The organism is Pseudomonas sp. LBUM1656, assembly GCF_059716065.1.
Map to the genome: position 1 here is coordinate 3,475,018 of NZ_CP166800.1, position 13,601 is coordinate 3,488,618.

The window sequence follows — 13,601 nt, forward strand, 5'->3', positions numbered from 1 at the left end:
GAAAAAATTTGAGCTCGATGCAAAAACTATCGTCTTTCAATCAAAAATCATAGCGTTAAACTCAGCCTCATCTCCTGACAATCCGAGGCGAACCCGATGCAACTCTCCCCTTTTCACTTGGCCGTACCGGTTTACGATCTGGCCGCTGCCCGGCGTTTTTATGGCGACATCTTTGGACTTGAAGAAGGCCGCTCCAGCGACCATTGGGTCGACTTCAACTTTTTCGGTCATCAACTGGTCATTCACCTGGCACCGAAGAACGCTTCCCAGGAAGCCGCGCACACCAATGCCGTGGACGGTCATGACGTGCCGGTGCCGCATTTCGGTGTGGTATTGGGGATGGCGGAATGGGAGGCGCTGGCCGAGCGATTGAAAGGCCTTGGAACACGCTTCGTGATCGAGCCAGGCATCCGTTTTCAGGGATTGGTGGGCGAGCAGGCCACGATGTTTCTCTTCGACCCGTGCGGCAACGCTTTGGAGTTCAAGGCGTTCAAAGACATCAACCAGTTGTTCGCCAAATGAGCCGCCCGGCCCTCGACGCCACCACCCTCAGTGAAGCGGTGGTCAATGGCGATACGACCGCAGCCGCCATCGCCGAATCCTTTCTTCAGTGCATTCAGGCGCGGGAGCCGGATATCCAGGCTTTTGTCTGGTTCGACGCACAACAGGTTCGCGCCGAGGCTGCGCAGAACAACGGCCGTGGCCTGCTGGCCGGCGTCCCCGTAGGCATCAAGGACAACTTCGACACCGCGGCCTACCCCACGCAATATTTTTCGCCCATCTACACCGACCATCAACCTTCCCGGGACGCTCACGTAGTGACCCTGCTGCGGCAGGCTGGTGCACTGATCATGGGCAAAACCCACACCACCGAATTTGCCTACATGCATACCGGTCCGACCCGCAACCCCCACGACCTCGCTCGCACGCCGGGCAGCTCCAGCGCGGGTTCGGCGGCCGGGATGGCGGCGGGATTCTTTGCCTTGGCACTGGGCACCCAGACCGCTGGCTCGTTGCTCAAGCCGGCGTCCTACTGCGGTCTCTTCGCCTACAAACCGTCCCTGGGACTGGTGTCGCTGGAAGGTGTAAAGCCATTGGCACCGAGCTTCGACACCGTCGGTTGGTTTGGACGATCGGTGCGTGATCTGCACCTTGTGGCGCGGGTATTAATTCCCGGTTTTATAGTGCCGGACGTCGAGCGGCGTCCACTGCGGCTGGGTTTCTGCCGCACGTCGCGTTGGGATCAGGTGGACCCTGAGGTGGCCCACGCTCTGGAGCAGGCAGCGGATCAGTTGCGCAGCGTCGGTCATCACGTGAGCGAGCTGGAGTTGCCCGATGAGTTTGCCGGCGTGTTCGACGACCATCAGTTGATCAACGATTGCGAAGGTGCCCGCTCGCTGGCCAAGGAGTTTCACCGCCACCGAGCTCAACTGAGCCCTTCGACACTGGACATGTTCGAGCGAGCGGCGGCGACCACCTGGGAGCAGGAATCCGCTGCCAAGGCGCGCCTGGCCAGACTGGCACCACAGCTGAATGAGCTTTGCCAGCCCTTCGACGCCATGCTCGGAGCCTCTTGCGGGATGGTCGCGCCGATGGGCCTGGAAAGCACCGGACCGTCGGATTTCATCAAGTTCTGGGGGGCGTTTGGCTGGCCGCAGGTCAATATCCCGCTCAAGCGCGCGGAAGGCAGTCTACCGATCGGATTGCAGATGATTGGCAAGTTCAGGGATGACGGCCGATTGTTGCGAACCGCCGCGCAGGTTACAGCGGTTTTGCACCGCGCCACTCAAGAATGACGAGTGGCGTGTATCGCCTTATCGGCCAGGGCCAACAGGTCTTCTGCTGTCGGATTTAGCCGAGTATCGCACTCGACCTGGCCAATGCTGAAGTGAATGGCAAAACTGCGATTTGCCGTGGCATTGCGCTCGGCGAGTATTTCTTCGAGCCGTTCCATGATCGCGGACAGTTCGACAACGTTTGAGCCCGTCAACAAGGCAACAAACTCATCGTTGCCCAGGCGGCCAATCACATCGCTTTCGCGAAAGGCAATGCGCAGCACGTCAGCAAAGGTTTTCAAGGCGTTGTCGCCCTCGGCCCGACCGTACAGATAGTTGATTCGCTTGAAATTATCGAGATCAAAGTACAGCAGCGTCGCCGGCAGACCCAACTGCTGGCAAGCGTCCAGCCCGTGTTGGGCCAGCGCAGTAAAACCGTGACGATTGGGCAGCAGCGTCAACTCGTCCATGCTCGCCATCTGCACGCCCATCAGTTCTTGCTCGGCCTTGCGGGCCAGGTCACGCAGCAGCTCACGCTCCTGCAGTGGCGAACGTAACGGGTCTGTGCAAGCACCGCGCTTGACCGGTTTGCCTGGGATCAGCATTACTCACTCCATTGGCGGATATGCACTTTAGAGTCGTGCATACCCGGTTTGACTCCCTGTTAACGGACCGCCGGTCAACTACCCTGCACCGGACACGGCCCTCCAGCCTCCGCCCACAGCTTGAATTGAGTGACGAAAATGTCGTGCGGCACCGGCACCGGCGCCCTTCCCTCACCCGGATTCCAGCCCCAGAGCACCAGTTTGTCTTCGCTGACGTGCTTGATCAGTGCCGCGAAATCACGGTCACCATTACTGGAACGATCCTTGATCATTGCGCATAACTTGTCGGAGGGCAGGCCGATCCAGGCCATCTTGTGCGCCGCAGGCGGCAAGCTCCAGTGCGGCGCCCCCGGCGGCGTATGCGGTCCGTAACTGGCGGGCGGATTAGCCTCGGCGTGACACGTTGCGCAGGGCAAACCGGCCGCGCCTTTGCCATCCATGCCGCGCACGACATTCATCGCATGGGGAACTCCAGCGTCGAACTGCAACGGCGAATCGCCTGGAATGTGACAGTTCTGGCAGCGCGGGCTCTGGAAGACCTTCTGCACCGTATCAAACGCCTTGATGGCTTCCTTATCATCGGCAAACAGGTCCTCGGCGTAGCCGACCAGACCAACCAACACCACGGCGCCCAGAATCAAATGTCGTCTCATCTCACACCCCCGACAGTTGCAACGGCAGTTCCCGCAAGCGCTGCCCGGTCAGGGCGAACACCGCGTTGGCCACTGCCGGCGCCGTGGGTGGGACACCGGCTTCGCCGATACCGCCGGACCGTTCGGTGCTCGGCACGATATGCACTTCGACCACCGGCATTTCGTTGAGCCGCAGCACTTGATAGTCGTGGTAATTGGATTGCACCACCTGGCCGTCCTTGAACGTCAGTTTGCTGTGCAAGGTAAAGCCGAGGCCGAAGGTGATGCAGGACTCCATTTGCGCCGCGATGCTCATCGGGTTGACCGCAATCCCGCAGTCCACCGCGCACACCACCCGGTGCACGCGAATTTTCAGGTTGTCCTGGGACACTTCAGCGACCTGGGCTACGTAGCTGCCGAAGGACTCATGCACTGCCACACCCAGCGCGTGGCCGTCCGGTAATGGCGCTTTCCAGTTGGCTTTCTCGACGGCGAGGTTCAGCACGGCCAAATGCCGCGGATGCGCCTTGAGCAAGGTTCGTCGGTATTCCACCGGGTCCTTGCCGGCCGCCTCCGCCAGTTCATCGATCAACGATTCCATGACAAACGCCGTGTGGCTGTGCCCCACCGAACGCAGCCACAACACACTGATGCCGGTTGTTGGCGAATGCAGCTCCACCTGGTGATTGGGCAAGCCGACGAGGTAGGGGCTGTCGGCGACGCCTTCGACCGACGTCTTGTCGACCCCGTCCTTGACCATGGTCGCCTCGAGCATGGTGCCGGCCATGATCGACTGACCGACCATCACATGCTTCCAGGCGATCGGCATGCCGCCAGCGTCCAGGCCGATGCGAGCCTGATGCAGGAACGCCGAGCGGTAGTAACCGCCGCGCACGTCGTCCTCCCGGGACCAGACAGTTTTCACCGGCCCGCCTGCCGCCTTGGCGACCTGCACGGCTTCAGCGACAAAATCCGAGGTCGGGTTGGCCCGCCGACCGAAGCCGCCCCCGAGAAACTCAGTGTGGATCTCGACCTGTTCGGGCTTGAGCCCGGTGATCTTGCCCGCGATCATTTGATCCAGGGTCTGGAACTGCGTGCCGGTCCAGATCTCGCATTTGTCCTTACTGATTTTCACCGTGCAATTGAGCGGCTCCATCGGCGCGTGGGCCAGGTACGGCACGCTGTATTCGACGTCGACGGTCTTGGCCGCTTTGCCCAGTGCAGCGGTTGTATCGCCGGCCTTGCTGGCCGAGGTGCCAGGGGTGGCTGCGAGTTTGCGGAAACTTTCCAGCAGTTTCTGACTGTCGAGGCCGGCGTTCGGCCCCAGGTCCCACTCGACCTTCAGCGCATCGCGTCCGAGCTTCGCCGCCCAGTAATGGTCGGCAATCACCGCCACGCCCGTGGGCACCTGCACCACTTTATGCACCCCCGGCACCGCCAGCGCCTCGGCGCCTTCAAAGGATTTGACGCTGCCGCCAAACACTGGCGAACGGGCAACCATGGCGGTCATCAAGCCCTCGAATTGCACGTCCATGCCGAACTTGGCCCGGCCGGTGATTTTCTCCGGGGTGTCCAGGCGCTTGGTAGGTTTGCCGATGAGCTTCCAGTCCTTGGCCTCCTTGAACTTGATCGAGGCCGGATCCGGCACCGGCAGCTTGCCGGCGTCGTCCGCCAGTTCGCCGTAGGTCGCGCGTTTGTCGCCGGCAATGACCACGCCTGATTCGGTGCGAATCGCCGAGGGCGCGACGTTGAAGCGCTTGGCCGCGGCCTCGATCAGCATCAAGCGCGCTGCAGCGCCGGCCTGGCGGTAACGATCGAACTCCATCCAGGTCGAGGTCGAACCGCCGGTGATCTGCATGCCGCCGAACCCCGCCATGCCGTAATCCGCCGCCGACGCGGGCGAATGCTCGACGCGGATTTTCGACCAGTCGGCGTCCAGCTCTTCGGCGATCAACATGGTCAGGCCGGTCCAGATGCCCTGGCCCATTTCCGAATGGCCGAGCAGTACAGTGACGACGTTGTCGTTGCCGATCCGTAAAAATGCGTTCGGCGCAAAAACGTTTCCTTCATTCTCCGCCCCCACGGCAAAGCGATGCGCGCCGGGAATGACGAACGCCACCACCAGACCACCGCCCAACAGTGCGCTGCCCTTGAGAAAACCGCGACGTGATACCGGGTTGATGCTGTTCATGGTTCAGACTCCCCTCAACGTGGCATCAACCGATCTCGGCGGCGCGTTTGACCGCGGCGCGGATCCTTGGGTAGGTGCCGCAGCGGCAGATATTGCCGGAGAGCGCCTGATCGATGTCGCTGTCGGTAGGCTTGGGGATCTTCGCCAGCAACGCGGCGGCGGACATGATCTGCCCGGACTGGCAGTAACCGCACTGCACCACGTCGAGTTCGGCCCAGGCTTGCTGCACCGGGTGCGAGCCGTCGGTTGAAAGGCCTTCGATAGTGAGGATTTTTTGCCCGTGGGCCACCGCGGTGGCGGGCGTGATACAGGAACGCAGCGGCGCGCCGTCGACGTGCACGGTGCAGGCCCCGCACTGGGCCATGCCGCAACCGAATTTGGTGCCGGTCAGGTGCGCGACATCGCGCAGGACCCAGAGCAGCGGCATGTCCGCGGGGACATCCAGCTCCTGATCCTTGCCATTGATGTTCAGGGTCAGCATTGCGAATTTCCTCAGACTCACGGTGTTCTGAAGGGGCGTCGCTGTGACAACAAAATGCCCACGCACGCCTCGGGTTATCCCTACAGCTAAGCGCAAAATGCCGGGGGAGACTGGCTCATCGACCACCGGTCACATGAAAAAGACTGAAATGGCGCGCTCTGTAGCAGCTGTCGAGCCTGCGAGGCTGCGTCCGGCGACGAAGTCGTCGTAAACCCTGCGAATGCGGTTTTCCTGATGCACCGCGGGGTCTGATTTCACGACGACTTCGTCGCCGAACGCAGCCTCGCAGGCTCGGCAGCTGCTACGGACCGTGATGGGGCTTAGAAGTCGGTGGAGACCGACACTTCACGCCATGTCTGCAACTCATCGGCAACAAACGCGTTCTTGGCTTCAATTGCTGCGACGCAGTCACTGCCCAATGGCAAGCGCAGCGGCGCTTTTTTCGCTTCCACCAGGGTAATCATGGTCTGCGCGAGTTTGTCCGGATCGCCCGGCTGATTCAGGGTCACGGCCTTGGCAATCTTGCGCACTTCACCGGCCGTGCTGTCGTAGTCGGCAATCGTCGACGGGGATTCGACCAGGGAATTGCCTTCGAGGAATTCGGTTCGGAAGTAACCAGGCTCGACCACGGTGACTTTAACGCCCACCGGCGCCAACTCGGCGTGCAGTGCCTCGCTCAGGCCTTCGACGGCAAATTTGGTCGAGCAATAGACGCCAAAGCCCGGCCCCGACGCGTAACCACCCACCGACGACAGGTTGATCACATGCCCACTGCGAGCGGCACGCATGTATGGCAAGACGGCGCGAGTGATGTTCAGCAAGCCGAATACGTTGGTTTCGTACACACGCCGCACTTCATCGGCGCTGGCTTCTTCCACCGCGCCCAGCAAACCGAAGCCCGCGTTATTGACCAGCACGTCGATGCGCCCGAAGTAGTCGATGGCCGCCTTGGCGACCGCAACGCCTTGGGCTTCGTTGGTGACATCCAGGGACACGGCGAGTAACGCGGGTTGAGTGCCAAAACGTTGAGTGACGCTGCTGGCATCACGGGCGGTGGCCACCACCGCGTCGCCATTGGCCAGCGCGGCGGCCGCGATCTTGGCGCCGATGCCGCGAGAAGCGCCAGTGATGAGCCAGACACGTTTGAAGGTGTGGGAAGTGGTCATGATCGAGTTCCTTGTTTGGGTTGGGGTGAGCACAAGGTACGCAGGAAGATTGGTCGGAAAAATGCCCTCGTGTTACAAGCACTATGAAACTGTCTTTCATAATGGCGCCGACATGAACCACGACCCCTTCGACGGCTTGACCGAGTTTCTGGCGGTGGCCGAGCACAAAAGCTTCACCCTCGCCGCCACCCGGTTGGCGGTGACGCCCACGGCGGTCAGCCACGCGATCAAACTGCTGGAGCGGCGCACCGGCGTGTTGCTGTTCCAGCGCACCACGCGCCGGGTGGCGTTGACTGAGGCCGGTGCCAGCCTGTTCGCCCGTCTGCGCCCGGCGGCCAGTGAGATCGATGAAGCCCTGGCCGTGCTCAGCGGTTATCGCGACCAACCGATGGGCACGCTGCGCATCACCGCGCCGCGCCTGTCCGGCGCCTTGTTGATCGAGCCGCTGATGCCGCTGTTTCGTCAGGCTTATCCGCAGGTCAGCCTCGACATTTCCCTGGACGACGCCACGGTCGACCTGATGGAAAGCGGTTTCGATGCCGGGATCCGGCTGGGAGAGTCCATCGAGAAAGACATGATCGCCGTGCGCCTGACACCGGACCTGCAATGGTCGGTGGTGGGTTCGCCGGCGTACTTCGCCAAGGCTGGCAGACCGCTCAGCCCGGAAGACCTGACCCGGCATGAGTGCATCGGCTTTCGCTTCGCCAACTCCGGCAACGCGCATCGCTGGGAGTTTCGCCGCGCCGGGCGAGACTTCACGGTGGGCGTCGAGAGTGGCGTGATTGTCAATGATCGCAAGCTACTGGTCTCAGCGGCCCGAAACGGACTCGGACTGGCTTACGCCTGCAACCTGGAGATCATCGACGAGCTGGCGAACGGTCAGCTGGAGACAGTGCTGCAGCCGTTTGTGCCGCTGAGTTCGGCGTTGTATCTGTACTTCCCCAGCCGCACCCAGACACAACCGAAACTGCGCGCCTTTATTGATATGGCCACGCAGTGGATTGCTGATCGCGGTGGCTTGGGGCGTTAGCGACTGCGCATCAGGCCACCGCCGTGACCAGGCCTTTACCCAAGCGGTGCTGGGCCAGCAGGCGCATGACGTAGCCAATTTTGAGCAAGGTCGGCCCGATAATGGTCATGGCATGCATCGTCACCAGGGCGACAATCGGCAAATGACCGTCATAGAGATAGGCGCCGTAGATGCCGACCAAGAGCAGCGCCAGGCCTGCGCCCAGTACGCGGCTCGACAGGTGCAGAACGTTCTGAGGATTGCTGAAGAAATCGAACATTTTTCGGTACTCCTGAAGCAGTTCAGTTGTACGTTTTACATATCAAGTCCCGTGCCAGTTTTTTAACCCATATAAATCAGCAGCCTGAAGCCAATGGAGTCATATCGACCAGCCTCACAGATAGTCTGTATGACTCAAATGATTGTCATTTTGACTCATGCGTTCATCTACCGACGGACAAATGTCGATCTACGGTCCAGCCAATCGACTACGGGCTGGCTACGCTGATAATCCAGCATGAGTCACCCGTAGAGGAGCGCCACCATGCAACGCGTGCAAAAACTGACTCCCTGCCTCTGGTTCGACACTCAGGCCGAAGAGGCGGCGAAGTTTTACTGTTCGATCTTCGATCATTCGAAAATCACTGCCATCACTCGCTATGGCAAGGCCGGCCAAGAGGTGCATGGCATGCCTGAAGGCTCGGTGCTGACGGTCAGTTTCGAACTAGACGGACAGCCGATGACAGGTCTCAACGGCCGGCCTGTGTTCAAGTTAAGCGAGGCGATTTCATTCCAGGTCAACTGCCAGACCCAGGAAGAAGTCGACTACTTCTGGGGCTCACTTTCCGCCCACCCGGAAAACGAGCAATGCGGGTGGGTCAAGGACAAATTCGGCCTGTCCTGGCAGATCGTGCCGGTCGCCATGATGGACATGTTGAAAGACCCGGACACGAAGAAATCCCAACGCGCCATGCACGCCATGATGCAGATGAAAAAACTCGACATCGCCGCCTTGCAGCGAGCCTTTGACGGCGAGAGCTAATACACTCGGTTGCTGGCCTGCCTGGGACCCTGACGATGAAGCACACCGTTGCCAAACACGCTGACAAAGCCCCCCACTTCTGGCGCGACGACGCCCTGCCCTTCATCGAAGCCCGATCCATCGCCGACGGCCGTGAGGTCTGTTACACCCGGCATTCTCACGAGCACTTTTCCATCGGAGCGATCACTGCCGGGCGCAGTACCTACCTTCACGAGCACGCGCAGTTCGAGGTCAGCGCCGGCACCGTGGTGTTGATGAACCCCGATGATGTGCATGCCTGTAATCCGATCGACGATCAGCCTTGGTCGTACCTGATGCTGTATGTCGAGACTCCTTGGCTGACCGGTTTGCAACATCAGCTCGGCTTCAGCCAGGACTCGGCGTTTCGACGGTTTTCTATCACCCACACCCGCGATGGCAATCTGTTCGCCGGCCTCAACGGTCTGTACGAAATACTGATTGATCCCTTGCAGGACGTGTTGTGCAAACACAGTGCGGCGGTGGAGTTTTTTACCGATGTGCAACAGCGCCTCAATCCGATCGATCAACCGCTACGAGAACCTAATTTCAAGCTGGAACGGGCCGCCGATTACATTCGCGACCACTGCACTCACCCGCTCAAACTGGAGGACATTTGCGAAGCGGCTCAACTGTCACCGTCCTATCTGATTCGTGCCTTCAAGCAGCATTACGGCATGACACCCCACGCATTTCTGGTCAACCGGCGTATCCAGTTCGCCCGTGATCAATTGCGCAACGGCAAGTTGATTGCTGATGTGGCGCTGGAAGCGGGATTTGCTGATCAGGCGCACTTTCAGCGAGTATTCAAGCAACACTTGGCTGCGACACCGGGGCAGTATCGCGGTTAACTTAATGTTTCGAATCCATTAAAAACGGTCATTACGGACAGAGCGACAGGCGAACTGCACTTCCTTGGGAGTCATACAAAGTCATATATCTAAAATGACACTACCTCCCCTCTTATTTAAGATCCCTCCCCCACGTTACAACCTGATTTGACACCAGAAGATGGAGCTTCTTACTTGAATATTTCAGACAGCACCCTGTTTTTATCCAACAAACAACGCGAAAAAAAATCCGTCACCGAGGCCATTGCCAACTTCCTCAATGATGAATATGTGATGGAAACCATCGGATGGTCATGGGACCATTTATCGCTCACCCGTATTATCGACTCCGAGCTCGACATTTTGCATCGACCCGCCGCTATGTGCTTGTCGAGGCTTATCCGGCACCCTGAGTTCTTAAAGATAAAATCCGAAGAACGCATCCCCGAGACGAGTTCTTTTCATGTCGATGAGCGAGGTCATCTCTTTTACACTCATGAGAACTTCAGTAGCCGCACCGTCGACTCCGAGAATATTACCGTTGGCTTCTTCTCTGGACGCACTGACATCACATCCTTTCTCGTCGGCCTTGAAGAATTCGACGAAGACCTTCAATTGTTGGCAAGTATGGCCAAGTTGACCGGTGGCTGGGTGACATCCACGGATAAAATGGCGATCGGTCAATGGCTTCGCCTTCACGGCTTGCCACTTCCGACTTCAGTAGAGAGTGCCAAAGAGTTGATCGACTTGATCAATAACTCGATACTGCCAGACAGCCCGCCGTATGACGATTACTGGCAACTGCTGGATTCCCCTGCAGACTCTCCGTTCAATCTCACAGAAGAAAATCGCGCGATTATTCGTCGCGTCTCTGAAGAACTGACGGCGGGTGAAGTTCCTCTGGTTACCCAGCTGGTTGATTCGCTCATGCTCGAAAGCGGCTCCGCCGACGGATTACCCACCAGCCAGAGTTACCGAATGGCAAGGCTGATCGACATCGCCGTGTGGGAGTCCGGCATCCGCCAGCAATACTTCGACGCCTTGGGTTGGTTCGTCGATGAGAATGGCCCCATACCCACAAATCAGTTTATTGAGCAACTGATCATAGCGGCGATGCTGCTTGATCTGGATCCCGACGTTGAGCGGGCCAGTACCACGTTTGCCGGCTTTGACCTGTATTCGAAACACTACTTGCTTGTCAGTCCGGCAGAAGTGCGCACACAACTTGAACGGCATCTGGTCGCCACATTCAAGCTCAACGAAGTCCTTGCGCCGCTAGTGGCGGAGCTGGTTCTGGGCGGCATGGCTCCGGAATACCTCGTACGTGATGTGCCGGCCGAACTGCGTCTTGGAACGCCAGGCTGGGTCGTGTTTACCCAAGCCGTCCACTTTGCCGAATCGATTATTCCTGGCGTCTCCCGAAGCATGACTTATCAGCACTTGCTCGGGTTTGGCCGAATTTCGGAATTGAGCCCTGAGCTGAAAACAGTATTTGCCTCGCACTCGACAGACCCAGTGATCACTTGGGCATTGACGAACAGCCTTATTGCCCGGGACGCGGAAGGAAACCTGAGCCAGGACGCCGTCACCCTGGCATTGGAAGAGCATCGACAGCATGTCGATATGATGACGAACGCGCTGAATAATCTTGGCAAACCACTGCCCCATCGCAAGCCTCTGGCTCTGAAAGAACTGTCATCCTACGTGCCTGGTTGCGACCCGAACGAACTGCTTGTCAAACATCGTGGAACAGGTGGAGGTGCTGGAAGAAAGGTTTCGGTGTTAGACCTTTACATGAGCGATGAACTTTATAGTGAGGATTGGGACCGACCAAGAGGTAAAAGTATTTACCAGTCATTCCCTGACTTGACCACACTGTATCCCGTTGCTGACTTATACGAAGAAGCCATTAACAAATATCACAGCGAAATGACAGACGGGATAGCCGACACAATAAAGGTCGCCTTGTCACAACTAAAACTGCACGATAGAGAGTTCATCGAACGTGGTCACTTGGGCATTTACTGCGTTCAAGAATACATCCTTGGACCTTCCTCTACTGTGGCCGGGAAGACTGGTCGTTATGGCGTCATTCTCTGCGCAGTATTTAATAAAAAAGTTCGCTGCTATCAACTGTTCCCGCTGCGAATGGAGTGCACGTTCAGCCAAGAACTTAGTGATGCATTTCGCCCGCTCGTGACGAAGGATTTTTTTGCAACCAAAGCAGTGTTTGTCGACACCAAAGCGGTCCGGAATGTGCCGCTCGACATGCGTGCCTACAGAGCAAACAACGAACCCGCCGATAATGTCGACTATCATGTGTTCATTCGCAAGATCGGGGAGTTCGAGAGCCCAACCGGTCACGAACGCTCCTCGTCGCTGAATAGCTACTTCCGATCTGAACGCAAGGACAAAATCAGCACCCTCATTGCTAAAGAGAACCCTTACTTCACTGAAAATGAATTGACAGAGCTGGGCCGAGATCCTACGCAACGTGAAAAGGCGATTGAAAAAACCGAGGCAGTGTTCAATGTAATTCTGAACCTGATCATTCCATTCAAAGGGTGTATAGAGGATATGACCTCTGGTGATCGGACAAAACAAAGGAACGCCCTACTGGGCTGCGTCATCGACGCAGCAGTCCTGCTGATTTCCGTCGCCGTGATCGGTGTAAGAGTTACCGCTATCAGCGCAAAAGCCGTGACCCTGGTTTCGAAACTGCTGTCTGCATCCAAAGTTGTTGCCAGTACCGCCGTCAGTCTTTTCAATCCCATCAGCGGTGTACCCCAGCTGCTCAAAGGTGGCGCGAAGCTGCTCGGCCGGAGCGTGGTGAAACTGAGCGGCAGCGCCCTCGCCACTTCACATGCTGCCAGACAGCAACTGCGTTACTTCACCGGTGCAAACAGTTACAACCTGATCAAGGCCATCGACCATACCGGCTCGGCTCCCCGGATCCGCATGTCACTGGACACGGTTGCCCATGGGCGTGCGCTGTTCAAGGACGACACTATTGAGACCGTCGAACAGATCGTGACCCGTCTGGGTAACAACAGCGGTCGCCTGCCAGAGGGCGCCTCACCAGTCGAGCTGGAGCAATTGTTCAAGAATGCGGTTGTTGAATCAGCGACCAAATTCAAGCAAGCGCAGGATCTGGAGGCATTGATCGGCCGGACGGCAGTCGATGACCTGTTCAAGGCAGTCCTGGACAAATCTCAATATGGCTACAGCACCGCACGCTCCGCCTCGGGCGCTCAGGGTTATGCCGATACGCTGGCAGCCTATGCCCAGGTCGAAGCAAAAAACGTCAATTACATGAAGGGCTACCAGCAAAACGTGCTGAAGCAGGATCTGGGCAAGGCGCCATTTAACCAGCTCATGGCGGAGTCAACTTTCAACCCAAGCGGCTTTACGGATAATTCGCAGCGGGCCGGGGCCTGGATTGCCAACGGTTCAACCTCCCCAGGTAATGACGTTGACAGCATCGTTCGGGTACTGCGCGAGTATGCGGGCAACCAAAAATCGCTGACCGATCCGGCCGTCATCAAAGAGGTGCACGCACGGATTGCACCTGCCACCTCGGACATCGTGCGCATCGGCGTCAATGACAAGAAATACGCCAGCAACATCAGTGGATTCGCCGCGATGGAACAGCACCTGAAAACACTGAATACCGGCCATGAGCATTTCGACAAACATTTGCTGGCAACCGTGGTGGGGTTCCACGGCTTGGGCGACGGCAACGGCCGCACCGGTCGTGCGCTGTATGCCATCAGCCAGCTTCGAAACAACCGATTCACACCGCTGACAAAAAACGAGTTCAGTTTGCTGCACGGTCTTGATTGAGATAAGTGG

The 13,601-nt window shown here is 58.2% G+C and carries 12 protein-coding genes; 6 read left to right on the forward strand and 6 right to left on the reverse strand.

Going from position 1 to position 13,601, the window contains the following annotated elements:
• The first annotated feature begins 96 nt into the window (after nt 1-96).
• Nucleotides 97-522 (forward strand): VOC family protein, encoded by a 426-nt coding sequence (locus ACA072_RS15660; protein ID WP_497618795.1) that lies wholly within the window; start codon nt 97-99, stop codon nt 520-522.
• Nucleotides 519-1,796 (forward strand): amidase, encoded by a 1,278-nt coding sequence (locus ACA072_RS15665; RefSeq protein WP_497618797.1) that lies wholly within the window; start codon nt 519-521, stop codon nt 1,794-1,796. The genes ACA072_RS15660 and ACA072_RS15665 overlap by 4 nt, the downstream gene beginning before the upstream one ends.
• Here ACA072_RS15665 and ACA072_RS15670 read toward each other — a convergent pair.
• The 5 genes from ACA072_RS15670 to ACA072_RS15690 form a co-directional block, all read right to left on the reverse strand.
• On the reverse strand, nt 1,787-2,380 hold the full coding sequence (locus ACA072_RS15670) for a GGDEF domain-containing protein (protein ID WP_497618799.1): 594 nt from the start codon (nt 2,378-2,380) through the stop codon (nt 1,787-1,789). The genes ACA072_RS15665 and ACA072_RS15670 overlap by 10 nt on opposite strands.
• Nucleotides 2,381-2,454: 74 nt before the next feature.
• Nucleotides 2,455-3,033 carry a hypothetical protein gene (locus ACA072_RS15675; protein WP_497618800.1) on the reverse strand — a complete coding sequence of 193 codons (579 nt, stop codon included), beginning with the start codon at nt 3,031-3,033 and terminating at the stop codon, nt 2,455-2,457.
• A gap of 1 nt (nt 3,034) precedes the next feature.
• Nucleotides 3,035-5,203, reverse strand: a complete 2,169-nt coding sequence (locus ACA072_RS15680; protein WP_497618802.1) for a xanthine dehydrogenase family protein molybdopterin-binding subunit — start codon at nt 5,201-5,203, stop codon at nt 3,035-3,037.
• A 25-nt stretch (nt 5,204-5,228) separates the two neighbouring features.
• The gene (locus tag ACA072_RS15685; RefSeq protein WP_010459764.1) at nt 5,229-5,684 is read right to left on the reverse strand and encodes a (2Fe-2S)-binding protein; all 456 of its coding nucleotides are present in this window, start codon (nt 5,682-5,684) and stop codon (nt 5,229-5,231) included.
• A 320-nt stretch (nt 5,685-6,004) separates the two neighbouring features.
• Complete coding sequence (locus ACA072_RS15690; RefSeq protein WP_497618803.1) at nt 6,005-6,850, reverse strand: oxidoreductase; 846 nt, start codon at nt 6,848-6,850, stop codon at nt 6,005-6,007.
• Nucleotides 6,851-6,962: 112 nt separating this feature from the next.
• On the opposite strand from ACA072_RS15690, the gene ACA072_RS15695 reads away from it, so the two are divergent.
• Nucleotides 6,963-7,880: a LysR family transcriptional regulator gene (locus ACA072_RS15695; protein WP_497618804.1), complete on the forward strand. Its 918-nt coding sequence runs from the start codon at nt 6,963-6,965 to the stop codon at nt 7,878-7,880.
• Nucleotides 7,881-7,890: 10 nt separating this feature from the next.
• Here the strand turns inward: ACA072_RS15695 and ACA072_RS15700 are convergent, their stop codons facing one another.
• Nucleotides 7,891-8,139 (reverse strand): transmembrane sensor/regulator PpyR, encoded by a 249-nt coding sequence (locus ACA072_RS15700; protein WP_497618805.1) that lies wholly within the window; start codon nt 8,137-8,139, stop codon nt 7,891-7,893.
• 264 nt (nt 8,140-8,403) lie between these two features.
• Between ACA072_RS15700 and ACA072_RS15705 the strand changes: the two genes are divergently transcribed.
• From ACA072_RS15705 to ACA072_RS15715, 3 genes are all read left to right on the forward strand, one after another.
• Nucleotides 8,404-8,901 carry a VOC family protein gene (locus ACA072_RS15705; protein ID WP_497618806.1) on the forward strand — a complete coding sequence of 166 codons (498 nt, stop codon included), beginning with the start codon at nt 8,404-8,406 and terminating at the stop codon, nt 8,899-8,901.
• A gap of 35 nt (nt 8,902-8,936) precedes the next feature.
• A complete protein-coding gene (locus tag ACA072_RS15710) occupies nt 8,937-9,770 on the forward strand; it encodes an AraC family ligand binding domain-containing protein (RefSeq protein WP_497618807.1) in 834 nt (277 codons plus the stop codon).
• A 174-nt stretch (nt 9,771-9,944) separates the two neighbouring features.
• Nucleotides 9,945-13,592: a hypothetical protein gene (locus ACA072_RS15715; RefSeq protein WP_497618808.1), complete on the forward strand. Its 3,648-nt coding sequence runs from the start codon at nt 9,945-9,947 to the stop codon at nt 13,590-13,592.
• Nucleotides 13,593-13,601 lie beyond the last annotated feature (9 nt).

Bases quoted from the DNA above. Each gene is read 5' to 3' on its own strand.
- ACA072_RS15660 (WP_497618795.1), top strand. From the start codon at position 97: ATGCAACTCTCCCCTTTTCACTTGGCCGTACCGGTTTACGATCTGGCC.
- ACA072_RS15665 (WP_497618797.1), top strand. From the start codon at position 519: ATGAGCCGCCCGGCCCTCGACGCCACCACCCTCAGTGAAGCGGTGGTC.
- ACA072_RS15670 (WP_497618799.1), bottom strand. From the start codon at position 2,380: ATGCTGATCCCAGGCAAACCGGTCAAGCGCGGTGCTTGCACAGACCCG.
- ACA072_RS15675 (WP_497618800.1), bottom strand. From the start codon at position 3,033: ATGAGACGACATTTGATTCTGGGCGCCGTGGTGTTGGTTGGTCTGGTC.
- ACA072_RS15680 (WP_497618802.1), bottom strand. From the start codon at position 5,203: ATGAACAGCATCAACCCGGTATCACGTCGCGGTTTTCTCAAGGGCAGC.
- ACA072_RS15685 (WP_010459764.1), bottom strand. From the start codon at position 5,684: ATGCTGACCCTGAACATCAATGGCAAGGATCAGGAGCTGGATGTCCCC.
- ACA072_RS15690 (WP_497618803.1), bottom strand. From the start codon at position 6,850: ATGACCACTTCCCACACCTTCAAACGTGTCTGGCTCATCACTGGCGCT.
- ACA072_RS15695 (WP_497618804.1), top strand. From the start codon at position 6,963: ATGAACCACGACCCCTTCGACGGCTTGACCGAGTTTCTGGCGGTGGCC.
- ACA072_RS15700 (WP_497618805.1), bottom strand. From the start codon at position 8,139: ATGTTCGATTTCTTCAGCAATCCTCAGAACGTTCTGCACCTGTCGAGC.
- ACA072_RS15705 (WP_497618806.1), top strand. From the start codon at position 8,404: ATGCAACGCGTGCAAAAACTGACTCCCTGCCTCTGGTTCGACACTCAG.
- ACA072_RS15710 (WP_497618807.1), top strand. From the start codon at position 8,937: ATGAAGCACACCGTTGCCAAACACGCTGACAAAGCCCCCCACTTCTGG.